At 52.0% G+C, this 25,960-nt stretch carries 22 protein-coding genes, 1 riboswitch and 1 other annotated feature; of the genes, 10 read left to right on the forward strand and 12 right to left on the reverse strand.

Features of this window, described 5'->3' with window-relative positions:
- The first annotated feature begins 342 nt into the window (after positions 1–342).
- Positions 343–1,722 carry a TrkH family potassium uptake protein gene (locus tag M467_RS30995; protein ID WP_021068129.1) on the forward strand — a complete coding sequence of 460 codons (1,380 nt, stop codon included), beginning with the start codon at positions 343–345 and terminating at the stop codon, positions 1,720–1,722.
- Between the two features lie 17 nt (positions 1,723–1,739).
- On the opposite strand, the gene M467_RS31000 is transcribed toward M467_RS30995, so the two are convergent.
- Both M467_RS31000 and M467_RS31005 read right to left on the reverse strand, forming a co-directional pair.
- Positions 1,740–2,810 (reverse strand): SDR family oxidoreductase, encoded by a 1,071-nt coding sequence (locus M467_RS31000; RefSeq protein ID WP_021068130.1) that lies wholly within the window; start codon positions 2,808–2,810, stop codon positions 1,740–1,742.
- Positions 2,807–4,981, reverse strand: coding sequence for a PAS domain-containing sensor histidine kinase (locus M467_RS31005; RefSeq protein ID WP_021068131.1), 2,175 nt, complete (start codon positions 4,979–4,981; stop codon positions 2,807–2,809). Before M467_RS31005 ends, M467_RS31000 begins: the two co-directional genes overlap by 4 nt.
- 134 nt (positions 4,982–5,115) lie before the next feature.
- Here M467_RS31005 and M467_RS31010 point away from each other — a divergent pair, with 134 nt between their 5' ends.
- Both M467_RS31010 and M467_RS31015 read left to right on the forward strand, forming a co-directional pair.
- Positions 5,116–5,601, forward strand: coding sequence for a restriction endonuclease (locus tag M467_RS31010; protein ID WP_021068132.1), 486 nt, complete (start codon positions 5,116–5,118; stop codon positions 5,599–5,601).
- Between the two features lie 217 nt (positions 5,602–5,818).
- Entirely contained in the window at positions 5,819–6,298 is a 480-nt protein-coding gene (locus tag M467_RS31015) for an LURP-one-related family protein (RefSeq protein ID WP_021068133.1), read from the forward strand.
- A 69-nt stretch (positions 6,299–6,367) separates the two neighbouring features.
- Here the strand turns inward: M467_RS31015 and M467_RS31020 are convergent, their stop codons facing one another.
- Complete coding sequence (locus M467_RS31020; RefSeq protein ID WP_021068134.1) at positions 6,368–6,991, reverse strand: DUF1836 domain-containing protein; 624 nt, start codon at positions 6,989–6,991, stop codon at positions 6,368–6,370.
- 148 nt (positions 6,992–7,139) lie between these two features.
- Here M467_RS31020 and M467_RS31025 point away from each other — a divergent pair, with 148 nt between their 5' ends.
- Both M467_RS31025 and murB read left to right on the forward strand, forming a co-directional pair.
- Complete coding sequence (locus tag M467_RS31025; RefSeq protein WP_021068135.1) at positions 7,140–7,790, forward strand: diacylglycerol/polyprenol kinase family protein; 651 nt, start codon at positions 7,140–7,142, stop codon at positions 7,788–7,790.
- 155 nt (positions 7,791–7,945) lie between these two features.
- Entirely contained in the window at positions 7,946–8,866 is a 921-nt protein-coding gene (gene murB / locus M467_RS31030) for a UDP-N-acetylmuramate dehydrogenase (protein WP_021068136.1), read from the forward strand.
- Positions 8,867–8,959: 93 nt separating this feature from the next.
- On the opposite strand, the gene ald is transcribed toward murB, so the two are convergent.
- From ald to trhO, 4 genes are all read right to left on the reverse strand, one after another.
- Positions 8,960–10,090 carry an alanine dehydrogenase gene (gene ald, locus M467_RS31035; protein WP_021068137.1) on the reverse strand — a complete coding sequence of 377 codons (1,131 nt, stop codon included), beginning with the start codon at positions 10,088–10,090 and terminating at the stop codon, positions 8,960–8,962.
- A 129-nt stretch (positions 10,091–10,219) separates the two neighbouring features.
- Positions 10,220–11,443: a PucR family transcriptional regulator gene (locus M467_RS31040; protein ID WP_021068138.1), complete on the reverse strand. Its 1,224-nt coding sequence runs from the start codon at positions 11,441–11,443 to the stop codon at positions 10,220–10,222.
- Positions 11,444–11,545: 102 nt separating this feature from the next.
- Positions 11,546–11,971 (reverse strand): divergent PAP2 family protein, encoded by a 426-nt coding sequence (locus tag M467_RS31045; RefSeq protein WP_031200473.1) that lies wholly within the window; start codon positions 11,969–11,971, stop codon positions 11,546–11,548.
- Positions 11,972–12,087: 116 nt separating this feature from the next.
- Positions 12,088–13,029: an oxygen-dependent tRNA uridine(34) hydroxylase TrhO gene (trhO, locus tag M467_RS31050; protein ID WP_021068140.1), complete on the reverse strand. Its 942-nt coding sequence runs from the start codon at positions 13,027–13,029 to the stop codon at positions 12,088–12,090.
- A gap of 225 nt (positions 13,030–13,254) precedes the next feature.
- On the opposite strand from trhO, the gene M467_RS31055 reads away from it, so the two are divergent.
- Positions 13,255–13,899 (forward strand): TVP38/TMEM64 family protein, encoded by a 645-nt coding sequence (locus M467_RS31055; protein WP_021068141.1) that lies wholly within the window; start codon positions 13,255–13,257, stop codon positions 13,897–13,899.
- A gap of 27 nt (positions 13,900–13,926) precedes the next feature.
- Here M467_RS31055 and M467_RS31060 read toward each other — a convergent pair whose 3' ends face one another.
- Together M467_RS31060 and M467_RS31065 are read right to left on the reverse strand one after the other, a co-directional pair.
- Positions 13,927–15,228: a Na+/H+ antiporter NhaC family protein gene (locus M467_RS31060; RefSeq protein WP_034797487.1), complete on the reverse strand. Its 1,302-nt coding sequence runs from the start codon at positions 15,226–15,228 to the stop codon at positions 13,927–13,929.
- A 52-nt stretch (positions 15,229–15,280) separates the two neighbouring features.
- A riboswitch (SAM riboswitch) is annotated at positions 15,281–15,376 on the reverse strand.
- Between the two features lie 96 nt (positions 15,377–15,472).
- Positions 15,473–17,152 carry a GGDEF domain-containing protein gene (locus tag M467_RS31065; RefSeq protein WP_021068143.1) on the reverse strand — a complete coding sequence of 560 codons (1,680 nt, stop codon included), beginning with the start codon at positions 17,150–17,152 and terminating at the stop codon, positions 15,473–15,475.
- 154 nt (positions 17,153–17,306) lie between these two features.
- Positions 17,307–17,519, forward strand: a binding site (T-box leader).
- Between the two features lie 52 nt (positions 17,520–17,571).
- Here M467_RS31065 and argS point away from each other — a divergent pair.
- Positions 17,572–19,254 (forward strand): arginine--tRNA ligase, encoded by a 1,683-nt coding sequence (argS, locus tag M467_RS31070; protein WP_021068144.1) that lies wholly within the window; start codon positions 17,572–17,574, stop codon positions 19,252–19,254.
- Positions 19,255–19,292: 38 nt separating this feature from the next.
- On the opposite strand, the gene M467_RS31075 is transcribed toward argS, so the two are convergent.
- Both M467_RS31075 and M467_RS31080 read right to left on the reverse strand, forming a co-directional pair.
- Complete coding sequence (locus tag M467_RS31075; protein ID WP_021068145.1) at positions 19,293–19,871, reverse strand: metallophosphoesterase family protein; 579 nt, start codon at positions 19,869–19,871, stop codon at positions 19,293–19,295.
- The gene (locus M467_RS31080) at positions 19,868–20,359 is read right to left on the reverse strand and encodes a YajQ family cyclic di-GMP-binding protein (protein ID WP_021068146.1); all 492 of its coding nucleotides are present in this window, start codon (positions 20,357–20,359) and stop codon (positions 19,868–19,870) included. The genes M467_RS31075 and M467_RS31080 overlap by 4 nt, the downstream gene beginning before the upstream one ends.
- A 70-nt stretch (positions 20,360–20,429) precedes the next feature.
- On the opposite strand from M467_RS31080, the gene pulA reads away from it, so the two are divergent.
- Entirely contained in the window at positions 20,430–22,424 is a 1,995-nt protein-coding gene (pulA, locus tag M467_RS31085) for a type I pullulanase (RefSeq protein ID WP_021068147.1), read from the forward strand.
- An 18-nt stretch (positions 22,425–22,442) separates the two neighbouring features.
- On the opposite strand, the gene M467_RS31660 is transcribed toward pulA, so the two are convergent.
- Positions 22,443–22,607 carry a YycC family protein gene (locus M467_RS31660; RefSeq protein WP_021068148.1) on the reverse strand — a complete coding sequence of 55 codons (165 nt, stop codon included), beginning with the start codon at positions 22,605–22,607 and terminating at the stop codon, positions 22,443–22,445.
- 140 nt (positions 22,608–22,747) lie between these two features.
- Between M467_RS31660 and M467_RS31090 the strand changes: the two genes are divergently transcribed.
- Positions 22,748–23,539 (forward strand): hypothetical protein, encoded by a 792-nt coding sequence (locus M467_RS31090; RefSeq protein ID WP_021068149.1) that lies wholly within the window; start codon positions 22,748–22,750, stop codon positions 23,537–23,539.
- 102 nt (positions 23,540–23,641) lie between these two features.
- Positions 23,642–25,765 carry an MMPL family transporter gene (locus tag M467_RS31095; protein WP_021068150.1) on the forward strand — a complete coding sequence of 708 codons (2,124 nt, stop codon included), beginning with the start codon at positions 23,642–23,644 and terminating at the stop codon, positions 25,763–25,765.
- Positions 25,766–25,960 lie beyond the last annotated feature (195 nt).

Consider the following 25,960-nt stretch of genomic DNA (forward strand, 5'->3'; position numbering starts at 1 on the left):
ACGCTCTATATCGGTTAACACGTCGTATTTTTTTAATAATGCGTACAATTGATTCACAACTTCTTGATCAAGTGACCAATGTAGCAGTTCTTCGAGCTGGAAATAAAGATGGGCGGGCATGCATTGTGACTGACGCTCCAACCTTCGCGAGACATCCGTTAGCGAATGATCTACCGTACTAGGGTCCACGGTTTCATTCAACCTCCTCAACATTCATAAAGTCTATCTCTCATATTACCAAAAAATCTGGCAAACAGTTAGCGATACATTTTTCTAGTTGGCAATTTTATAAGTGAGGAGTAATATGAGCCTTAGAAAACTTGATTTGAAGGAGATAGCGAGATGCGACATCGATTGACCGTACGGGAATTGCGCATAAAACGAATTGAGGCGCTTTACCGGCTCGTGTTTGAAAAGCCGGCCCGTTTTATCGCGACAGGCTTTTTGCTCGCCATTTTTTTAGGGGCGACGTTACTCTATATGCCGTTCGCACAGACACAGCCCGTGTCCTGGATTGATTGTCTGTTTATCGCGACGTCGGCCGGAACGGTGACCGGATTATCGACAATTGATATTGGGACTTCCTTTAATACGTTCGGTGAGCTCGTCATCGTCGCCTTGATTCAAATCGGCGGTTTAGGTTTTATGACGGTCGCGCTCATGCTGCTTAGTGTGCTCGGAAAGAAAATCGGTTTAAAGCAGCGCATCTTGCTCCAAGAATCACTCAACTTGTCGGGACCCGGCGGCACGGTCCGTCTCGTCCGCAACATCGTCTTCACGACGCTCATCGTCCAGTTTCTCGGCATGTTGTTTTTGACGGTCGAACTGTACAGCACCGGTGAGTATCGCTTTGGTGAGGCGCTGTATTATGGCTTTTTCCACGCGGTCTCAGCGTTTAACAACGCCGGGTTCGCCCTATGGCCGGACAATTTGATGCAGTTCGAGCAGAACACGGCCATCGTCATCACGATCGCTGTGCTGCTCATGATTGGGGGTCTCGGCTTCACGACTATCGCGGATGCGACCGAGGTGAAACGTTGGAAACGCCTCGCCCTCCATTCGAAAATCATGATTGCCTCGCTCGTCATCGTCAACGGGATTGCCTGGTTCTCGCTCATGTTGTTTGAGTGGGTATCGAATGAGGGCGGACTGTATGGCCGTCCGTTCGGAGAAGCGATGCACGTCACCTTCTTCCAGGCTGTGACGACACGGACCGCAGGCTTCAATACAATCGACCTCACGACGATGGCGCCGATTTCAATCGGGGTCGTCTTGATTCTCATGTATATCGGTGCTGGAGCCGCCTCGACTGGGTCTGGGATTAAAGTGACGACCGTAGCCGTCATCTTGGCCGATATGTGGGCGTTCATCGTCGGGAAAAAAGAGACGGTCATCCTCGAGCGGACGATTGACGCGTTCCAAATTAAAAAAGCGTACATCGTGGCTATTACGAGTTTCTTCTTCATCTTATTGATTACCGCACTGACTATCTTGACAAACGGTCACATTCCGGCGACGGCACTCTTGTTTGAGACAGTCTCGGCCTTCGGGACGGTCGGGTTATCACTCGGGATCACGGCAGAACTGAACGATGCAGGTAAGAGTTTTATCATGTTCATGATGTTGCTCGGTCGTGTCGGCTCGTTGACGATCCTCTTCACGGTCGCACGCCAGATGGACCGGAAGATTCGCTATCCAAAAGAGAAGTTGTTAATCGGATGACACACAAAAAGCCCTGATCAGGGCTTTTTGTGTGTCTCGTAATAGGCAACGACTTTTGGCAGATAGTCCTTTAAATCCGGACAGACGATCTCAGTGCCGCTCAGTGCGCGGAGCGTCTGTGTCGTATCGAAATGGACTTGATGCTTAAAGTAGGCGAGCAGCTCGCGCGGAACGCCGTAACGTTCCGACAGGTGTAGCGCCGAGAATCCGGTCTCCGCGATCGCATGAGGAATCGTCCCGCGTGGAGGGCGACCGAACATCTCTTCATGAATCATGCGGTACACTTCGCGGGCCCCGTGTGGAAACGGGTCGGTCAAATGGAACGTCCGCTTCAAACCGACCGGAGCGTGGGCGAGGTAAGCAGTCGCCTCGACGACGTAATCATACGGGACGAGGTTCACCTCGATATTCTGTCGTCCAATGTAAGGCAGCGGGGCGCCTTGACGAAGTTGGTCCATCAGCTTCAAGACGAAATAGACCCCGTCAAACTTCTTCGTCTCGCCGGTCTCGCTATGGCCGATGACGATGCCGGGACGAATGATGGTCACCGGCATCGAGCCGAGCTCGCGCGAGACGATGGCCTCGGCCTCATACTTCGTCGCCTCGTAATGGTTTTTAAAACGGACGCGGTGCCATAACTCGTTCTCATAAACGGTCCCTTGACGGCGTCCAGACACATAGGCGGTGCTGAAGTAGACGTACCGCTTTAAATAGGGTGCCCGTTTCGCCAATGAGGTGATGTGTTTCGTCCCGAGCAAGTTGATGCGATACCCGACGTCATACGGGATGCTCAAGTCATAGGCGGCCGCCAAATGGAAGACGTAATTCACTTCGCGCTCGATGACGGAGCGCATGATCGGGTCGAGCACGACTTCAGGTAGCGTGATATCGGCCTCGACGAGCACGAGCTGATCATCTCGTAACGACGTCGCTTCCAACAGCTCTTGTTTTAAAGCGAATGCCCCGGAACGTTCGGTCGGGAGGTGGAGTGCGTAAATCGTCCCGATCTGATTCGGCAATGACGCGAGGTGCGTGATCATCTTTCCGGCTAAAAAGCCGGGGAAACCGGTGAAAGCGTAATGGTTCATAGTGTCTCCTCCGCTAAGTCCAACGTGAACGTGAATGTCGAGCCAACGCCAACGCTCGATTCGACCTCGATACTTCCGCCGTGCGATTCGATGATTTCCTTACAGATAGATAGCCCGAGACCCGTCCCGCCGATTTGGCGTGTATCCGAGTTGTCGACTCGATAAAACTTCTTGAACAGTTCTTCGAACGCATGCTCCGGAATCCCGATACCAAAGTCTTGAATCGAGACGTGGGCTTGATTTCGTTCTTTTCGCACCCGTACCTCGATTTCGTGATGGTTCGGCGAATACTTGATGGCGTTCGATAACAAGTTGATGATGACCTGCTCGATGCGGTCCTGATCGGCGATGAGGTGGAGCACTTCATCGGCATCATCGAAATGGATGGAGTGGTTGCTCGTCTCGCGGAAGCGTTCGACGACGTCACGGACGAGTTCGTTCAAGACGAAATGGTCTTTCTTATACTCTTGATTGCCGTCTTCCATGCGTTGAATGTCGAGAAAATCGTTTAACAGGTCGGTCAAACGCTTCGCTTCTTTCGCCATCGTCTTTAAGTAACGCTCGCGCTTCTCGGGATTCAAGTCGCGGGTAAGCATCAGCTCGATATATCCCGACAGTGACGAGAGCGGGGTGCGAAGTTCGTGTGAGACGGTGCTGACCAGTTCGTTTTTGATTTGGTCCATCCGCTCTTCCTCGGTTCGGTTGCGGAACACGAATAAGAAGCCGCTGTCCATTCCGATTTGGCGTTTTGTATCCATACCGGTCCCGTACATCTCGTAATACTGTTCATCCCGGTCGTTCGGTTGCGGGATGGAGAAACGCATCGACACTTCGCGGGCAGAGCCGTCGAGTAATAAGTCGATTTTTTTCAACATCTCGGTGCGGTCGCGCGTGCGGAACGTCGACAGGAGCGGGATCCGCTCTTGCATCTTGTTCGGGGCGATTCCTGGCAAATCGAGCAGGCGACGGGCGTGCACGTTCATGAACAGGACGCTGCCGTTCGATTCGGTCAAGACGAACGCTTCATTGGAGGCCTGTAAAATCGATTGGATGATATCTCGTTGCCGGGCGATGGCATTCTTCTCCCGCTCGAGCATCCGCTCGACTTTCTTCCGATCGCTAATGTCGCGCATGACGGCGACCCGGAGCGTCTGGCCTTGGAACGTCACTTCTTTTGGATACACTTCCATCTCGAGGAACGTCCCGTCCTCACGACGGCCGATGACCTCGTAAGGTGTCTGGATATGGTTCCGGATCCGGCGCAACACGTCGGCCCGATAGCCTTCTGCGATAAATTCAATCGTTTGGCGACCGACCATCTGTTCGGCCGGGATTCGGAAAATCGATTCGGCCGCCTTGTTCGCATCTAAGATGGTCCCGCCCTCGTGAAACAGGACGGCTTCGATGACCGATTCGGCGAACATGCGATACCGTTGTTCTTTATGCAGCAACTCGCCTTTCAAGGCGATTTCAGGACTGACATCGAAGACGAAAAAGAAAAAGCCGATGACGCGAGCTTGTTCGTAGACCGGATGCATGAACAGTTTTCCAACGAAATGGGTCCGGTCTTTTCGTTGGAACTTCCATTCACGGTCGCCACGGTCTAGTGCCACACGCAGCATCTGTTCGAATGACAACAACCGCTCTGTCTCGTCTTGATAATGGGTCCGTTTCTCGCTCAGCTCGCGCGACTCGAATAGACCGAACGGGGTCATTTCGTAGAGTACTTCATGCGGCTCGTAACCGAACAGCTCGGTCGCTCCTTTATTGAAGCGATTGATTAACAGATTGGCATCGGTCATAACCATCGCCATGTCGAGTTCGGTGTGCATCATCGCTTCGAACGCGTTATGTTGGACGGTCACCCGCGTATCGAGCGGGAGAGGTTCAATCGATAAGATATAGACGTCACCGTTCGGGATGGCGTGGATGCGAATTGTCGGCATCTCGTACGTCCAAGGCAAGCCTTGCTCCATTCGTCTCGATAGCTCCATCGTAATCGGTGATTGGTTGACCATATGAAAGATGTTTGTTCTCGTTTGTAAGTCTTCAGGGAATTGCTCTAAAAACGGCCGGTTCGCTTGGACGATTGTCCCGTCCGTCATGATTAACGCTACACCGTAAGGCAAGGCGTGCAGCAATTCGTTTTGGAGATGTCCTCGGTTCTCCATTAACGATGATCCCTCCTTCTGTATGTCACACGGGTACATCTTCAATACATTCGACAGCTCCCCCTTTGTTTTCCTGCCTCCAAACGGTAAAGTGAAGACAAGAACAGATAGAGAGGACGATAGATGTGAAGGGAATGGGGCTCAGCTTGTTGATCGCCATCGGATTATGGTGGGGAGATGCGCCGATATGGAGTATCGTCGCGTGTTTAGGAATCGGCCTGCTCTGGCTCATCTGGCGCATGCGTCTGTCGACGATTCACCGCATCGATCGGATGGACGGTCGTGAATTTGAATTGTTTTTAGAAGAAGTGTTCACCGCACTCGGTTACACGGTGACGGTGACGCCGGCGTCGCGTGACTTCGGGGCGGATCTGCTCCTTGAAGCGGAGGACGGATGGTCAATCGCGGTCCAAGCGAAGCGCTATGAAAAAGCGGTCGGGCTTGAGGCAGTCCAACAAGTCGCAGCCTCCGTTCCATACTATGGGGTGAACGAAGGTTGGGTCGTGACGAACTCCTCTTATACCGATAGTGCATACGAATTGGCGGAGCCAAATCAAGTTCGTCTGATTGCAAGAACGGAGCTCGAAGAGATGTTGAAACAGGCCGGTTTCAAGCGATAATATCAGGCGTGTTCACAAGTTTGACAGAATGGCGGATTGTGTCGAAGAAAAAGGGGTTGTCTTTTTCACGAATAGGTGCAATAATCATCTTCGTCATATGAAATATGTAGTCGCTGAAACGAGAAAAAGCGACGCGCAGTACCAATTTGGGGGTTTCATAGAAATACCAACCAAACACACACAAATCAACGGTTGGAACGTATTAGGAGGAAAAGCGGTGCGCAAATTAATTTATGTAAAAGGTTGCGTCTTTACGCAAGGAGAAGCGACCATTTATGACGAGACAAATGATGCGATCGGATCTGTTCACCGCGACGCGGAGGGCAGTGTTCAAGTGCACAACTTGTCAGGCCGTCAAATCGCTCACGGGAAGTATATCCCGAACTGTCAGAAGTGGGTCGTCATGAACCACGATGGACAAGCGATTGGTCAGTTGAAGGACAAATTCTCGTTATTCGGGAAAAAGTGTGAGTACAACGTCTACGAACGCGGTCTCTATACGATTCAATACGATGTCGAGCGTTACAAGTTCAGCGTTCGAGACAAAGCAGGTAAGCTTGTGGCGGAACTCCGCAAACAAGACGATGATTGCTTCTGCCTGACGAAAGAGGCCGACCAACTCTCGATGTTCGAGTTGTTGTCTGTCCTTAAAACGCTGACAGTCAAATCACGGATGCCAATCGCGGTATCGGTGTAACGAATATGACGAACACCAGTCACTGCGACTGGTGTTTTTTTCTAAAAAAAAAGCCTCATTCGACGAAGGTCAAATGAAGCGGTTCAAGTAATGTTTCGCCTCGATCTCGAGTGTCGTCACGCGATGGGCGTATAGACAGAGTTTGAGGACGTGCAAGATGTTCGGGTGGGTGACCCCCATCTTTTCGATCGAGCGCTTCGCACGCGTGTCTAGGAGCTCGATCGGGCTCGTCGACTTGGCGTACTCGGCGTAGAGGCGATAAAAGTCGATGGGCGAGATGAGGTCGTCCTCGTCGCGGTCAGGATTGTTGAAGATGAGTGCGAGGAGAGAACTCGTCTCTTCAAGTGAGAACAAGTGCTTCAAATCATCCAGCAAATAAATGATGGCCGCTTGTTGGAGCGAGTATTTCTTTCCGACCCGGGGAACCCCGATGATTTTACGGACTTCTCGCTTCGTCCAGTTCTGAATCGTGGTAGCGGATAAATGCTCTCCGGTCAACGTGTTCGCCAAAGCGACGATTTGATTGATTGACAGTCCGTTCTTTTCAATATGAAACAAGTGGATTTTGCGAAGTTCTTTCGGGAAATGCTCGCGTACGTCCTCAGGGAAGAGTGAGATGGCCCGGTCAACGTCGCCAACCCCCATATAGTGAAGGCAATCAGCCAAAGTTTGAATCGAAATTGCGTCGCGCATACAGGCATCCTTTCTATAGCCGCCTTCGTTCGTTGGCTATACAGTCATTTGACCTCATTCTACCAAATGTTTGAAAAGGAAGCTAGGCTATCGCTTGATTAAGGTATAATGAAAACGTACAAAAAATGTAGATAAAGGTGGTTCAAAGATGAATGAATGGGTCAGTTCCATCCTGTCCATCGTCATTGTCCTGGTGTTTCTCGTCGGTCTTGAACAGATTGGCAAACGCCTCGGCTGGACGGATGAGACAATTCGTAAAAGTGTACATATCGCGGTCGGCCATTGGTCGCTGCTTGCAGTTTGGTTAATGGAAACTTGGTACGTCGCCGCCGTGCCGCTCGTCTTTTTCACGTTCGCGAACGCGTTCCTTCTTTATAAGAGTCCGTCACCGGTTCATCAGACGGAACGTAAATCGCTCGGCACCGTCTATTATCCGATCGCCTTGCTTGTCATCCTGTTCTTCTTCTTTGAATCAGAGCCGCTCGCCTTTTTGGCAGGATCGCTCGTCTTGGCGTGGGGCGATGGCCTGGCCGCGCTCATTGGTCGGAAGTACGGGACAGTGACCTATGATTTATACGGACAGAAGCGCTCGTTTCAAGGTAGCATGGCCATGTTCCTCAGCTCGTATGCCGTCCTCTTTTTATTATTTTTGTGGGATGATATTCCACTTTGGCAAGTGGTAACATATGGATTCATTATTTCAATCGTTGCCACACTCACAGAAGCAATTTCGTATCGAGATTGGGATAACTTTACAATTCCTATCGTCGTGGCCGTTGCTACATCATTATTGTTATAAACCAATTCCTTCATTGTAAAGAAAACGTTGCTTGTCACCCCTGTCAAAGATTTGTATACTGTGTTTCGTACTGAAATCATTCAGTGACGTGCCTGCTTCTCTCTTGACGAACCGAGGCATGCTTTAAAATTGAACGTAAAGGATTGAGGCAACGCATGAGCTTTTTAAATCAACTACTCACTATCATTCCGGCCGATCGCGTGAAGCAAGATGAGCCGCTGTCGGCACACACGTATACAAAATTAGGTGGGCAGGCCGATTATTTCGTGGCCCCGCACACGTATGAAGAAGTTCAAGCCGTGCTTGAGCTCGCCCATCGCGAGAGCGTCCCATTCATGATTCTCGGGTTCGGGTCGAACTTGATTGTCCGTGACGGAGGCCTTCGTGGCATCGTCTTAAACTTGAACGAACTGAAAACGATTCGTCGAGACGGGAATCAACTGATCGCCCAAGCCGGTGCGGCCATCATCGACGTCTCACGTCAAGCGTTGACCGAAGAGTTATCTGGCTTAGAATTCGCCTGTGGCATCCCGGGAACGGTCGGTGGCGCGGTGTATATGAACGCAGGCGCCTACGGTGGAGAAACGAAAGACGTCATCACGAGTGCGGTCGTGTTGTCGCCTGAAGGGCAGCTCATGACACTTACGAAAGACGAGCTCGATCTCGACTACCGGACGAGCCGGATTTCGAAAGACGGGTTGATTGTGCTCGAAGCGACGTTTGAACTCGAGCCGCTCGGCTATGAAGCGATCAAAGACGTCATGGACGACTTGACGTACAAGCGCGAGTCGAAGCAACCGCTCGAGTACCCATCATGCGGTAGCGTCTTCAAACGACCACCGGGCTACTTCGCCGGCAAATTGATTCAAGACTGTGGCCTGCAAGGGAAGCGGATCGGTGGAGCGGAAGTCTCACTCAAACATGCCGGATTCATCGTCAATATCGATGAAGCGACAGCGACTGAGTACATCTCGCTCATCCGTCACGTCCAGGCGACGGTAAAGGAGAAGTTCGAGATTGAGCTTGAACCAGAAGTGAAAATCATCGGTGAGGACATCGCCGTCGAGAACGCATAAGCACACAAACGCTCGAACCGATCGGTTCGAGCGTTTTTTTATAGAGTGCCGACATCAAAAAAGCCGCCAGCAACAATGCCGGCGGCTTTACGTTTACGCTTGTAGTTGCTTCGTGATGGCTTCGGCTGGAGCGACAAACGTGTAGCCGAGGTCGCGGGCGACGGCTTCATACGTGACCGTCCCGTCGATGACGTTCAATCCTTTAAGCAAGGCTGCGTTCTCGCGGAGTGCTGGGAAAATCCCTTTTTGTGCGCACTCGACGATATACGGCATCGTCGCGTTCGTCAAACCGAGTGTCGACGTGCGTGGGACGGCACCTGGCATGTTGGCGACGGCATAGTGTTGAACCCCGTAACGCTCGTACGTCGGCGCGTCATGCGTCGTGATATGGTCGATGGTTTCGCAGATTCCGCCTTGGTCGATGGCGACATCGACGATGACCGAACCTGGTGACATCTGTTGGACCATTTCTTTCGTGACGAGCTTCGGTGCTTTCGCGCCTGGAATGAGGACGGCACCGATGACAAGGTCACTTTCAGCGACTTGTTTGGCGATGTTATAGCTGTTTGAGATGAGTGTGTTGATTGTGTTGCCGAACTGATCATCGATTTGGCGCAGGCGAGCCGGGCTGATATCCATAATCGTGACGTTGGCACCAAGACCAATCGCGATGCGGGCGGCATTCATCCCGACGACACCGCCCCCGATGACGGTGACGTTCGCACGTGGTACGCCTGGCAGGCCAGACAAGAGAATCCCTTTTCCACCGTGCGGTTTTTCAAGGATTTGGGCGCCGATTTGAGCAGCCATCCGTCCGGCCACTTCGCTCATCGGTGTGAGGAGCGGCAATGTGCGGTCAATCTCGACCGTCTCATAGGCGATAGCCGTCACACCAGAATCGACAAGTGCTTTCGTGAGTTCTGGTTCGGCCGCCAAGTGCAAGTAAGTGAAGAGGGTCAAGTCAGGACGGAAATAACGATATTCCGATGGTTGCGGTTCCTTTACTTTCAACGCCAATTCCACGTTTCCCCAAACGTCCGCAGCGGTGTCGACGATGGTTGCCCCCGCATCGACATACTCCATATTTGTGAAGCCGCTACCGACGCCCGCTTCCGTCTCGACGAGGACCTCGTGTCCAAGTTCAGTTAATACGGCTGCACCCATCGGCGTCAAGGCGACGCGGTTTTCGTTGTTTTTAATCTCTTTCAATACCCCGATTTTCATGTAAAGTTCCCCTTTCTCTACTGACACAATTTGTTCACACCTCTAGTATAGACCCATCCGAAAACGCTGTCTTTAGCATGGATTCTAAAAGTGATAACGCCCACTTTGTGAAAAAACACAAAGTAGGCGTCAATCGTCTTGGCGGTATTGACCGGCCTTAATGGCAAGATAAACGGCGGCCCGTTCAGGGAGCGAGACTTGGGTGATGTTCGTCAGTTCTTCAATCCGCCGAATCCGGTAGAGCACGGTATTCGGATGGATGTGAAGATGAGCGGCGACACGCTTGACGTTCCCATCAAAGTAGAAATACCATTCGAGCGTCGTGACGAGCTCGGTATGATGTGTGACATCATACGCCTGTAGGCGCTCGATGGTCGGATGCGTCTCGAGACGAAGCCCGATGCGTCGGGCCAAATCGGGTACGAGCTGATAAATTCCGATCTGTTCGAACGTGCGCGATGTCGCAAGCTCATACGGGAACTTTCGGCGAAGCGACGTGACGCGTCGTGCTTCTTCCATCGCCGCATAGAGCATGTCGCTCTCAAAAAAGCGTCGACTGATGCCAAGGCGCGGCTCCGCTTCAATGAACTTGTCTCGGAGCTGCGTTTCAAAGCGGTCTGCCCACTGCAAGAGCGCCGTTTCTTCCTCGGCCAAGTCCGATTTCATATAATGCCAGACAAGTAACTGCTGGCCATCGATCGCGTGCAGAACGACTTCAATCGCTTGCTGGGTCGCCAATACATAAAACAGTCGTTCCGCCAGTTGCGGGGTGACCGGCTGGGCACATTCAATCACGGTGAGGCGGCTGGCGACGGCAATCGGTGCGAGCTCATTCAAGCGATCGCGGTGGGATGGCGATAAGACGGGAGTGGCCAGCACTTCTAAAAAGAAGCGTTCCAATTCGGCGTCGATGCGCCGTTCGTGCATCGCGATGGTCATCAGCAATTTTTTGGCGATGTTCGCCCCTTCTTGTAGGACGGTGAGTTCTTGTTCTGAGAACGGCGTCGTTCGGGCCAGGCTCCAAATGTAACCGAGCACGTCACCTTGTTGCTTGATGACGACGGCCGCCCGCTCACCGAGACCGACGGCCATTCGGGCCGGGATGACGACCGGTTCGTCGCGGTCGATCACTTCTTGAAGGATTCCACTTTCCCACAAGTCCTCGATGACCGCTTCCGGGACACGGCGGCCGATAATCGTCGCGATTCGTGCCGGGTCGGTCGAGTCGGGGTGGGTGCTATAGGCCAGTAACTGATGGTGTCGATTCTCAATCGTGATGGGGGCCCGAATCGCTTGCCCGATTGCTTCGGCGAGCGTATCGAGCGACTCATAAGATTTCTGCAAAAAAGGCATGTCGATTCCTCCTCTCTTTCACTATACCGTCTCTGTTGTGAAAGTTCACAAAAAGATGGTGAGTTTTTAGAAGGGGGGAACGACATGCCTGCATCATTCACATTAAATTGGGAAAAACAGTCCGACCACGAAACCGAGTAAAGCCCCGACGATGACTTGGAACGGGGTATGACCGACCAGCTCATTTAAGATGGGCGTCTCGTGCTTGATTCCTTTGAAGTAGTCGTTCAACAAGCGGGCCTGGAATCCGACCGCCTGACGAACGCCGGTCGCATCGTACATGACGATCGTCGCAAAAATCAAGGCGAGCGCGAACATGCTGGAATCGAGCCCTTCGATTCGACCGATGACGGTCGCTAAGGCGACGACGGTCGAAGAGTGGGAACTTGGCATCCCACCCGAGGCAAACATGATTTCTAATTCAAAATCTCGTGTTTTAATGAGTTCGGTTACGAGCTTGGCTGCTTGTGCGATGAACCAAGCGAGCAAGGCGGCGAGTAAAGGTTCGTTAAAGAGCAATCGATTCACTTCCTGTCTGACAATGGTATCTACACTATACCCGATTCTGTCATCGGCTAGACGTAAAGTTTCTGTCAAAAAAACACCCCGAGCGTAGGCTCGAAGTGCTTTCTGGTCGATTTTTGTTACCCGACGACGCCTTCAGTCTGCTGAAGTTTGTCCGCGATATTCTCGATGATATAGCGGTTGCGTGGATGCTCCTGGCACTCTTTCGAGCATGAACGCATTTGTTTCGGTTCACACTCTTCACAACAGAAGTGTTGGGCATTACACACCGGGTTGGCACAATTAACGTAGCGGACCGTCTTCGTTCCGCAGTGCATGCACTCCGAAACCACGGACGGGTTGACCGTGTTGACCGGGACGTTGATGCGCTCGTCAAAGACGTAAAGCTCACCTTCCCAGTCTTCGCCTTTCGTGGCTTCGTCTTTGCCGTACATGGCGACGCCGCCTTTAAGGTGGAAAATGTTGTCGTGACCTTGGTCACGCATATATGCGGTAAATTTCTCGCAACGGACGCCTCCGGTACAGTACGTGAGTAACGTTTTCCCTTCGTAGAGGTCCTTGTTCTCTTCGAGCCAATCTGGCATGTAACGAGAAGCCTCTACATCGATTTTGATCGCGTTTTTAAAGTGACCAAGATCGTACTCGTAGTTGTTACGAACGTCGAGGATGACGACATCGTCGCGATTCATCATCTCTTTCCATTCTGCCGGTTCGAGGTATGCACCGTGCTGTTTAGGCACGTCGAACTCACCATCAAAGCGCCACGTCACAAGCTCTTTCTTATGACGGACAAAAATTTTCGAGAACGCATGCTCTTCGACTTCATCGATTTTGAACTCGATGTCGCTGAATAGCGGGTTCGCTTTCAAGTCGTTCATGTACTGCTCGGTCTGTTCCCAAGTTCCAGAGCACGTCCCGTTGATTCCTTCGGAAGAAATCAAGATGCGTCCTTTGATACCGAGGTCCTTGCAATACTTGAGGTGCTCTTGTGTGAGCGTTTCTGGGTCTTCGATATTGACGTACTTATAGTACAGCAAGACCCGCATTGGTTTTGTTTCCATGTGTGTTACTCCCCTGTGTTCAGTTTTTTGCAGGAAAACGAACGTTGGGTTGTGTCGTTCGACGAACGGACTTGCCTGCAACCACAAGTCCATATTATATGATAGATATCACAGCGGAATTTCGCAAATACTTTTTATTTTTTTACGGCGGTGGGCAGGGGGATGCGTCTTCCTGAGCGAAATCGGGTAAAAAGGGAATAACGAAAGTTGAAGGTGGAAACTGATATGCTGACATCACTCCAACAATATATTTTAAACTTGATTGAATGGCTACAAGGACTTCCGGGCGGACCTTGGGCAGGACTCGGGGCACCTTTCCTGGAAGCCATCTTTCCATTTCTCCCGCTCGTCCTCATCATCTCGGCGAACGCAGCAACGTACGGTTTTTGGCTCGGGACGTTATTGTCGTGGGTCGGAAGCTTGCTCGGGACGATTCTTGTGTTTGCAGCTGTTCGCTACGTGTTTCGAAAGCCGATGACGCGATGGCTCGAGAGGCATAAACAAGGCGTCTATTGGCTCGAACGCATCAATCATATGAGTCCGGTCTCGCTCGGGTTTCTTTACTCGCTCCCGTTCATTCCGGTCAGTTTGATTACGTATTTACTCGCCCTCATCCAAATGCCGCTCCGGACGTTCATTATGGCGGCCGGGTTTGGGAAGTTGCTCGTCGTCTTGATTTTCTCAGTCATCGGTGACCAGTGGGAAGAGTTTATTCAAAGCCCGTTCCGATTATCGATGCTCGTCCTGTTGCTGTTCGTCCTATGGGTAATCAGCCGCGGACTTGAAGAACTGCTCAAACGGCGTGCCTTCAGAAAACGTAACGAGCAGCTGAAACGTGAACTTGAAGCGAAACGACAAACGACCTTGTGAAGCGACTGCTTCACAAGGTCGTTTTCGTTAAGCGCGTTTTTTGAAACGCGGGAAGTTAAAGGCGATGGCCAATCCTCCGCAAATGAACAACAAGAACGGATAGAACATATACGGCACGAGCGCCGGCGACGCTGTGTTCGTCAGTTCGGCCGCAATGAGAAGCTGTGCCCCGTAAGGCAACAGACCTTGGACCCCACACGAGAAGATATCGAGTACACTCGCAGACTTTTTACGTTCGATGTCATAATCGTCGGCGATGTTCGCAGCGAGCGGACCAGCCACGAGAATCGAAATCGTGTTGTTCGCCGTCGCGACGTTTGTCGCACTGACGAGCCCGGCGATGCTCCACTCCGCGCCGGCCCGTCTTTTAATTCGGGACGTGAGCGCGTCACGCAAGTACGTGAGTCCGCCGTTATGCGAGATGAGTCCGACGAGCCCACCCATGAGCAATGTCAGGAGTGAAATCTCGGCCATGCCCATCATGCCGTCCGCCATGGCGGTGACGTACGTGGTAACGGCTAGACTGCCATCCAATAGACCGATGATGCCGGTCAGGGCGATGCCGCCGAGCAAGACAAGGATGACGTTCATTCCCGTCAAAGCGAGCACGATAACCGCTAGATACGGAATCAACTTATACCATTCAAACGCCGCCGGCTCGATGGTCGATTCTCCGCTCGATAGGGCAGCGAGTAAAATCGTTGTGATGACGGCTGCCGGCAAGACGATCCAAAAGTTGGTCCGGAACTTGTCGCGCATGTTCGTCCGCTGGGTGCGGACGGCTGCAATCGTCGTGTCCGAAATGAACGACAAGTTATCCCCGAACATGGCACCCCCGACGACGGCTGCCGCCGCGATAGCGATATTGACGCCGCTCTCCTCATGGATGCCGAGAGCGATCGGCGCCAGTGCGGCGATCGTCCCGGTCGACGTACCCATCGCCATCGAGATGAAGGCTGCGATGACGAATAGGCCGCTCAATAGGAGCGAGGGCGGTAGTAACGTCAATGCCGCATTGACGGTCGCGTCAATCGCACCGATTGCTTCGGCGACGCTTGAAAACGCACCGGCGAGCAAGAAGATGAACACCATGATGAGGATGCTCGGGTTCCCGGCACCTTGGGCGACGCGTTCGACCGTCTGGGTGACGCTCCCTTTCGTCATCATCGCCGCGACAATGACGGCAATCAAGGCCGCGATCAAGACGGGAAATTTATAAAAGTCGTCATAATAGATGCCTGCCCCGATAAAGAAGACGAGGAAGACGAGTAAGGGCAAGAGCGCCCATTTGTTAGCTGTTGGTTGTTCCAATCGATTCACCTCATTCATTAAAATAAAAAGAGAGCCTTCTGAAAAAAGGCTCTCTCGACAAGAAACACTTTTTTCATCTTTCGAGCAGACCGCTCGCTGGATTTGGCACAGGTTACCCGCTGCCGAGACGTCATCGGGCCAGTCCCTCAGTCTCTCTTGATAAAAAAGTTGTGATATTTAGTTATAAGACACGTTCCCTAACGTACCTGTTTCAAATCTGCTTGTCAATAGCAAACCCCCACGCGATGAACGTGGGGGCGAGTCAGGTCGTTAAGAAATTATAATGGGCGACGCGGTTGCGACCGGCGTATTTCCCGCCGACGTAGAGCGCGCGGTCGGCGTTACGAATCGTATCGTCAAGACGTTTGTCGCCGAACGACTGAATCGTATCGACACCGATTGAAGCGGTGACGGGTATATCGATTCCGTCGACGTGGAACGGTTTGTTCTCGATTTGTTGGCGGATGCGCTCGGCGATCTCGACGGCGGCCTCAACATCACAACGGTTTAAGAGCAAGATGAACTCTTCACCGCCGTAACGGGCGGCAAAGTCTTCGGTGCGGAGCACTTGACGAATGCGGCGACCGAATTCTTGGAGCACACTGTCTCCGACTTGGTGACCGTGCGTGTCATTGATTTTTTTGAAGAAGTCGATATCGAGCATCGCGACGGAAATCGGATACATCGAGCCGTCCGAGATCTGTTGAATCCCGTATTCATAAAAAGCCCGCGCATTGGCAAGCAGCGTCAAGCTGTCCGTCCGGCTCTCGGTATAGAGGCGGTCGCGTTCATGACAACGACTGATCGTCCGATTGAACGACTTGAGCAGTTTGACAATCTCGCGTTGAATGATGGGCGGATAGCCATAGACGTGCTCGCCCGTCATCACAATCCACGTGCGGATTCCTTCGATTTCCTCGGAACGGACCGAGATGAAGCTATGATAGTCTTCATTAAATTCGTTCGACAGCGGGGCGTCCCATTCGAAGCGCATCTCGTACTCGACCGAGGCTTCGTTCGGATAGGTTGCATCGAGTAATTCAAAGACGACATGGCGATCGATCGGCTGGCGCGTCTTCAAATCAAAGTAAAGTGTGCGATCAAACAGTTTGAACTCGACGTACCCTTCATCGTACTCGTTGAGTCGCTCACATTGACTGAGGAACACTTCGATGGCTTGTGCCTCGCTTTGCGATAGCGATACGGCTTCTTTTGCTTCATCATATTGTTCAATCAACGATTTGAAGGCGTCTTGTCGACCTTTTTGAATGATGAGTCGCTTAATAAAGAACGTGAGTGCGGCGGCGATACTGCTGACGACGAGCAAGTTCGTCTCTCGGAAGAGCGAGGCCGCCAAAATGAAGACGAGACTGACGATATACGTGTAAAACGCGATGCTTAAAAAGTCGCGGACCGGGATGTCGACGCGGAACCACCAGCCGACTTGATACTTTTGGACGACCGTGTTTAAAATGATGGCAATAATCAAACCGGCAAGCGGAAGGAACGAGTCTTGGGAATAGAATCCGAGACCGGTCACACCACCAAGTGCCAAGTAGACACTGGCCGGGATGGCGATTTCCAAAAATGATGTGATGGCATTCCACGGATACGTAAAACGGAACCGTCGAAGCGCGACGCGCGGTTTCAAGTTGACGAACTGGAAGACGAGTAGTCCAATCTGATTGACGAACAGCGCTGTCTCAAAATCAAAGAATAAAAAAATAATTAAGACGATACTTTCTGAAAAGGTAAAGTAGACGCCTTTCCGTTCAATGGAGTCCATTTGAAAAATAATGACGAGCAACGCGATCAAGATGAACGGTAACGGCTCGATGGCCGGCATGTTCAATACGCCTGTAGCGAACAAGATGAGCGTCAAACCGAATAGCATACTCCAAATACTCCAACCAAGGACGGACATCTTGCGGAAATGGTTCATGGTTCCCTCCTATGTGGGAAAAATTCAATTATGTATGGTAGGAGATTCGGCACAATCACGCCTGAGTCCTGCCTATCCATCATAATGGCGGAATTCTAGCATTGAGTCTATATGAAATATCCTCTATAATGAAATTGCTTTTCAACCACATAGACGAAAGTCGATGAAAAAGAGAGTAACGATCGTTCCGTCAACAAAGCGACCTAGGGATTGGTGAGAGCCTAGGCTGACAAACATCGCGAAACGCACTTTTGAGATGCTATCCGAACTTGAGTAGGCGTAGCCGGGGGACCCCCGTTATCACCGATAAAGCGGTCTGCGTCAAGCAGGCAAGAAGAGTGGTACCGCGGGCCATCCCGTCTCTTTGCATCTGTGCAAAGGGCGTTTTTTTTATGAACAAATGATAAGGAGGAATTAGAATGAGTTATGAACGCAAATATGCGGAAGCCTTGTCCCGTGTCATCGGGGACGAGTTGACGCTCGACCAGATTGAAGCATTGATTGAAAAACCGAAACATGAGGCACACGGGGACCTTGCTTTCCCGTGTTTCCAACTTGCGAAAGCCTATCGTAAAGCACCGGTCATGATCGCGACGGATATCGCGAACGACTTGAACGACGAGTTGTTCACGAAAGTCGAGGCGGCCGGCCCGTATGTGAACGTCTTCTTGAGCCGTGACGTCGTCTCACAAGAAATCATCAACACGGTGCTCGATGAACAAGCGGACTATGCGACGCATGCGACACGCAACGAGACAATCGTCACCGATTTCTCGTCACCGAACATCGCCAAACCGTTCTCGATGGGACACCTTCGTTCAACGGTGATCGGGAATGCCATCAACCAAATCGCCCGTAAAAACGGCTATGACGTCGTCGGCATCAACCACCTCGGGGATTGGGGCACACAGTTCGGTAAACTGATGGTCGCCTATAAAAAATGGGGCGACGAGGAAGCGGTCCGGGCACATCCGATTGCTGAGCTCTTGAAGCTTTACGTCCATTTCCACGAAGAAGCGAAGACACAACCGGAACTTGAGGACGAAGGCCGTGCGTGGTTCAAGAAACTCGAAGACGGCAACGAGGAAGCGACTGAGCTTTGGACGTGGTTCCGCGAAGAATCACTCAAAGAGTTCCAAAAAGTATATGACCTCCTCGGTGTCGAATTCGACAGCTTTAACGGGGAAGCGTTCTATAACGACAAGATGGACCGCGTCGTCGCCATGCTCGAAGAGAAAAACCTTCTCGTCGAAAGTGAAGGGGCGATGGTCGTCTCACTCGAGGACGAGAACTTGCCACCATGCTTGATTAAAAAGAAAGACGGCGCGACGCTTTATGCGACACGCGACTTGGCAGCTGCCGTCTATCGTCATGAGACGTACAACTTCGTCCAGGCGAACTACGTCGTCGGCGGCGAGCAGGCGCTTCACTTCAAACAACTGTTCTCAGTCCTGCGCAAGCTCGGCTATGACTTCGTCGATGGCATGCATCACGTGCCGTTCGGCTTGATTTTGCAAGAAGGGAAGAAGATGTCGACACGTAAAGGTCGCATCGTCTTGCTCGAGGAAGTGCTCAAAGAAGCAATCGAGAAAGCACAAGCGAACATCGCTCAGAAGAACCCGGAACTTGCGAACGCGGACGACGTGGCACGCATGGTCGGTGTCGGCGCGGTCATCTTCCACGATTTGAAGAATGAACGCATCAACAACATCGAGTTCGACCTCGATAGCATGCTCAAATTCGAAGGCGAGACGGGCCCGTACGTGCAGTACACGAACGCGCGTGCGAACTCGCTCCTTCGTAAAGGCAACTATGACGGCTCGACGTTCACTGGCGCAAACGACGACCACACGTGGGGCGTCGTGACGATGCTCAACGCGTTCCCACACGTCATCACACGTGCCCACGAACGCCGCGAACCATCGATCATTAGCCGTTACGTGCTCGATTTGGCGCAAGCGTTCAACAAGTATTACGGTCATGTCCGTGTCCTTGAAGAAGATGCAGGCAAACAATCACGTCTCGCCCTCGTCAAAGCGGTGACGATCGTATTGACGGAAGGACTCCGTTTGATCGGTGTTCAAGCTCCAGAAGAAATGTAAGGACGACAAAAGGGACCCGTTTCGTGGGGTCCCTTCTCTTATGCTTTCATCCGCGTGACGGTCCGAGTTTTCGTGTCATACAGACACCACTCCCGGTCGAAGATGACGGCGCCGACGTTGATGACGTAACGTTTTTTCTTTAGGACGAACGGCTGTCCGATTTCCCAGGGAATCGAGCGGCCTTTCCGGTAAATCCCCGGAATATGGCTGTGTCCGATAAAGACGAGCGGATACTTCCCTTTCTCGACAAGCGGTTCCCAGTCCGGACTCCATTTTACTTGGTGTCCATGCAAGAATAGCGCCTCATCGAGCGTCGTCTGCTCCGGTAATAAGGCGATTCGTGTCTTGACCGGATGCGACACCACGAGCACTTCGTCAATCCGCTCTTCTTGATTGCCGCGCAGACTTGGGAAGGTGAGGAGCGCCTCGTAGTCAGGGTCGTACGTCACGACATCGGACACTTCATGGAAGCGCTCGTTGCGCCGTTTCTTACCGATATGACACTCGTACAGATCGCCGAGGCAAAGGATGTGCTCCGTCTCGCGGCGGACCGACTCGAGCACGGCTTTCAAATCATCAAACGAACCATGTGGGTCACTGATGATGGCGAGTTTCATCGGTAGTTTGTGAATTGGGCATCGACGGACAATTCGAGCTCACGGACGAGCTGCATGACGGCTTGAAGGTCATCGCGCGACTTGGCTGTCACACGGATTTGATCGTCTTGAATTTGTGACTTCACTTTCAGTTTTGATTCTTTGATGGCGTTGTTAATTTTTTTCGCATCGTCTTTATCGATACCGCTCTTCAATTTGACGCGTTGACGCACTGTGCCGCCGAGCGCACGTTCCACTTTTTGATAATCAAGGTTTTTCGTCGGTACGCCACGTTTAATCAATTTCGTGATCATGACGTCTTTCAATTGCTCGAGTTTATAGTCGTCATCTGAGACGAGGACGAGGTCGCCGTTATCAAGTGACATCTCACTCTTCGAACCTTTAAAGTCGTAACGGTTCAAAATTTCTTTCTCGGCGATTTGAATCGCGTTCTTCACTTCTTCGAGGTTCATTTCTGACACAATATCAAAAGAATTGTCTTTTGCCATGTTTCATCCATCCTTTACAAGGGTTTTGTTATAATGATAGCAGATTTGAAGTAGTGAAGGAGTGAAAGAGATGGAACATACTATCGATCAACAGACAAATGTAGATTTAGACCATATGGCATATCACGGCAAAGACCTCGGGGTGACGTTTAAAAGTGACCTCATCCGGTTGCGGGTCTGGTCACCGGTTGCCGAAGAGATGACGGTAAAACTATACCGGACACCGCGAGCGCGGAAGTTCGAACGGTTGTCGTTAGAACGGGCCGAGAAAGGGACGTGGGTCATCGAACTCGATCGTGCTTTGTTTGAAGGTCAGTTTTATGTGTTCGAGGCGGTCGTAGCTGGGAAGCGTATCGAATCGCTCGACCCGTATGCAAAAGTCGTCGGGGTCAATGGGAAGCGCGGGTGTCTGCTCGACCCATCTACGCTCAACCCAGACCATTGGGTCAAAGAACGTCCGCTCTTCCACTCGTCACAAGAAGCGGTCATCTATGAAGCGCACGTCCGTGATTTGACGAGTCATCCGGACAGTGGTGTCATGCATCGCGGGAAATTCCTCGGGATGACCGAAGTCGGAACGAAGACACCGACGGGTTATCCGACGGGTCTCGACTATATTACCGGGCTCGGCGTCACGCATCTCCAACTCATGCCGTTCTTCGATTACGGTTCAGTGAATGAGTCACGCGAGAGTGAGGCGAATTATAATTGGGGCTATGACCCGGTCCACTATTTTGCCGTCGAAGGCTCATACGCCTCCTCAGCGGATGATCCGGCCGCTCGCATCATCGAGTTGAAAGCGATGATTCAAGCACTTCACGATCGTGGCATGCGTGTCATCATGGACGTCGTGTTCAACCATACGTATGATGCATTGACGACGCCGCTCGGACAGTTCGTACCGGACTACTATTACCGCTTGAACGAGGACGGTACGCTCGCCGACGGTTCGGCGTGCGGGAACGATACGGCGTCCGAACGGGCGATGATGCGCAAATTGATCGTCGAATGTGTGTCGTATTGGGCGAAAGAGTTCATGATTGATGGCTTCCGCTTCGATTTGATGGGACTCCATGACGTCAAGACGATGAACCAGGTCCGCAGGGCGCTCGATCGCGTCGACCCATCGATTCTCGTGACCGGAGAAGGCTGGGATCTCGACACGCCGCTTCCGGTCCGGAAAAAAGCGAACCAACATAACGCCCACAAGATGCCGCGCATCGCCCAGTTCAACGACGCGATTCGCGACGGTGTCCGTGGGGATGTGTTCATCGAAGACTTGCCAGGTTGGATCAGCGGCAACGCGGATATGACGGCGGACGTCAAACGTGGGATTGCCGGTGCAGTCACGAGCCAAAGCTTTGCTGACGAACCGAACCAAGTCGTGAACTATGTCGAGTGCCATGACAACTTGACGCTTTGGGACAAACTGGCCGTTACGAATCCGGACGACGATGAGACGACACGCCGCCGCCGGCATCGTCTCGCGACATCGATTGTGTTGCTCAGTCAAGGCATCCCGTTCCTGCATAGCGGTCAAGAGTTCTTCCGCACGAAAGATGGGGACGAGAACAGCTTCAATTCGGGGGAGGTCGTCAACCGTTTGGATTGGACGCGGGCCGAGCAAGAGACGCCGAGCGTCGAATATGTGAAGGGCTTGATCAGCCTGCGCAAACAATATCCGTTGTTCCGTCTTGAGAACGCGGAACAGATTCGTAAACATTTACGTTTCTTCGATGAAGAAGAGGGCGTCATCGCCTTTGAACTGAGTCGCCACGTCGAAGGTTACGTCGAACGCCATCTCGTATACCATAACGGACTCGAAGAAGCGGTCGAGGTGAAACTACCGTCCGGCAAGTTCGAGGTCCATGTCGAAGATCACACCGTCAATTTGACGGCACCACGTCTCCTCGAGGAGCGGCATGTCACGGTCGCGCCGTTATCGACACTCGTCGTGACGGAACGCCGTCCGGATTACAGCAAATATGCGGTCGCCGGTGGAGCTGCCTTGGCTATCCTCGGTCTCTGGTATGTTGCGAAAAAACGGAAACCGAAACAAAAGTAAGCGCGAAAAAAGGAGACGTCATTCCGTCTCCTTTTCCTCGTTCGTTTCAGTTTTGGCTGCCTCGAGCTCCATCATCTTTTTGACGATGATGTGTTTTGGCATATGCATGAGTTCCTCGAGTGGGACGTTTAGCTTTTTGGCAAGCTCAACCGCCGTCTCGGGAGAGAGTTGAAGTGGGCGCATGAGGGTTCCTCCTTTCCAATTACGGGTATGCTACTGCCAGTATACAGGAAAAGCGGACAGATGGAGAATGTGTTCTGTGAACACATTCAAAATCGAAAAATGCGTCGTGCGTTGCTAAGCTGAAACTAGGAAGTGATCAAATGTACAAACAAGTAGCAGACTATCAATTTCATCAAACGGTTGAATGGTTAGAGCGCGTTGGTGGAGGATGGATGTTGTATTTGGCGCAAACCGGGTTTCTGTTTTTTGACGAGACGTTCCAAATCCGATGGGAACTCGAGTGGAAATGGGCACCTTGCGCACTATATATTGAACCACATGGTAGAAGAGCCGTCGCGCTATTTCGAGATTTGCAGACATACGGAGTCATGGATTTGACGAACGGGACGATGGAACGTCACCCAATTCCACGGACGTTCCATGACGATTGGTTCAGTAACCTGCACTACTGGTCAGGGGACGATTTGTATTTGTACTCGGCCGAATCAGATATCGTCGCCTTGAACTTGAACGATCACACGTTTCGGTATAGCCGTTACGAGGAGATCCCGGAGTTCGGGAACATCATCGAACTCGCATATCAATCGACCTATGATTTCGAACGATTCACGGCACCTGGCCTCGTGACCTTGTACGATGAACGGAATCAACAGTTCATGGTCGAGGACGTCGAAGCGGGCGCGCGTTGGAAGATTCCATACGGGGGTGACCGTGACTTGGTCATCGTCGATCAAATGGGTGTGACGACCGCCATCACCTCGATGACATCGTTCCAACTGTTTGAGCGCGATTGTGAAGTGTTCTCATCAGAAGTATGTGCCGAGACCGAATTGTTGAAAGTCGTCTTATTGGACGAGCCGGGCGACAGACTTGTCGTCCTATCGACGCCGCGTCGCTTCTGCCATAGTTGGCTGCAAGTGTTCGAGCGTTGACAATCCTGGACCAGGGCATGGTTCAGGATTTTTTTACGAAGGCTTACAGAATCTCGTCTAAAAACGGGAACAGTCTTCTTAGATGGAGAGGAGTGGACAGGGATGGAACGATTAGGACAAGCGTTAGTCCGATGGCGCTACGCTGTCGTGTTGATTTGGACGGTATTGCTCGCGGTATCGGTATATTTCGGATTACAGTTGCCAAGTGAACTGCGCGGCAATGGATTTGCGATTCAAGACGGGCGCTTCGCCCAAGTGGAAGATACGTTGAACGACCGGTTCGACCGGGCCGGGGCCTCGATGATCGTCTTGTTAGAAGGTGGCGACCTTGATACGGTCATCGAGCAGCAACGGGATCGACTGATTGACGTCGATGGGGTCGACGGCGTGATCACGCCAGCCGAGAATCCCGATGCCCGCTCAGGGGACGCAGCTTACTTATTGCTCGAGTTCGAGGATTACGATACGGCCGAGGCGTCAATCGATGACGTTCGCAACGCCTTGATTCGAGATACGGATACAGACGTGCGATTGACCGGAGAGCCGGTCTTCGCGGATGACTTGAATGAAGCGTCGAAGAATGACTTGATTCGGGCCGAGTTGATTGGAATCCCGGTCGCGTTGCTCGTCCTCTTGCTCGTCTTCGGGACGCCGCTCGCCGCGGTCATGCCGTTATTCGTTGGATTGATTACATTCATCGTGGCTGCCGGCTCGTTGTTCTTCTTTGCCCAAACGATGGAACTGTCTATTTTCGTCTTGAATGCGGTCGCGATGATCGCCATCGCGCTCGGCATCGATTTTTCCCTATTGCTCGTCAACCGTTACCGGGAAGAGCTCGCACATGGGAAGTCGCGAGAGGCAGCCATCGTCCGAACGGTCGCGACGGCCGGACGTTCGATTCTGTTCTCAGGGCTTTGCGTGTTCGTCGGACTGGCCGGGTTGTTATTCATCCAAGTCGACGTGTTCCAAGCCATCGCGCTCGGTGCGCTGATTGCGGTGGCGGGCGCGGTCTTATCAGCGCTCACGCTGTTGCCGTCCGCCTTATATATCGTCGGAGATGCGATCAATAAAGGGCGTCTTATCAAAACGAATGAGACGCGTTCTGAAGTACGGTGGCAGAAGTTGGCCCGTTTCGTCATGAGATGCCCCGTCACGATGACGCTCGTCGCACTCTTGCTGCTACTGCCAAGCCTCTGGTTCGTTCGTGACCTCGAACTGAACATCCCGGACGCCGATGCACTCCCGACCTCGTACGAGTCACGGGCCGCCCTTGAGCGGTGGGACGACGTGTTCGGGGAGACGTCGACCGATGCGGTGCTCTTGTTTGAGACGAATGACTTGACCGATTCGATGATTCTCGATGAATTGACTGCACTCACCGATGAGCTATCCGAGGATCCGATTGTCGACAACGTCACGACGTTCTTGACGGCATCCGGTCTCGAACCAGCCGAATTCCAACAACTCGCTGAAGCGGCACCAGAGCAACTCGAGGCGTTCGAACGTCTCGTCACGCTTGAAGGGAATACAGACCTTGCCCTCGTCAACGTTAGTTTCAACGTCCCGCCGAGTGATAAAGACGCGCAAGCATTCGTCCGAGATTGGCGCGAGAGCGGTTTTGACGTCGGGGGACCAGCCGCGTTCAACGAAGAAATTTATGAAGAGATTTATGACAGCATCCCGTATGCGGTCGTGACTGTCATCTTGGCGACGATGGTCATTCTCATGTGGGCGTTCCGCTCAGTCTTGATTCCAATTAAGGCGATCATCATGAACGTGCTCGGTCTCGGGGCGACGTTCGGTCTGCTCGTCATCATCTTCGAATCAGGCTATGTGTACGATGCCGAGACGATCAGTATCTTGACCCCGGTGTTCATCTTCTCGCTCGTGTTCGGCCTATCGATGGACTACGAGGTGTTTCTCGTCTCGCGGATTGAGGAATATTATCGGGAGACCGGGGATAACGATTACGCGACGGAGATGGGACTCGCCAAGACGAGTAAAATCATCACGTCGGCCGCAGTCATCATGATTGTCGTCACGGGGGCGTTCGCTTTTACCGGTGTTAGTCCGATCAAACAGCTCGGTGTCGGCATCGCGCTCGCGATCTTTATCGATGCGACAATCATCCGGATTTTACTTGTCCCGTCCTTGATGAAACTGCTTGGGGACTGGAACTGGTGGTGGTTCGGTAAGAAAGATTTACCGAAACGTAATCTACACTAAATATACATTTAATGAAATAGTCGTGAAAATGTGTTAAAATAGTTTCATTATTACGCGCAATTTGGGAAAGGAAGGTCTTTATGGATACCGAGAGGACATGGCCTCTGTTTCAATTACCGGACTTCTAGCGTTGAGTTTTTACAAGCGACATCAATGTAAAAATCAACAAACGGAAGATCGGAGATGGAACAGATG

Origin of the sequence: Exiguobacterium chiriqhucha RW-2, assembly GCF_000416965.1 — a bacterium.
GTDB lineage: Bacteria > Bacillota > Bacilli > Exiguobacteriales > Exiguobacteriaceae > Exiguobacterium > Exiguobacterium chiriqhucha.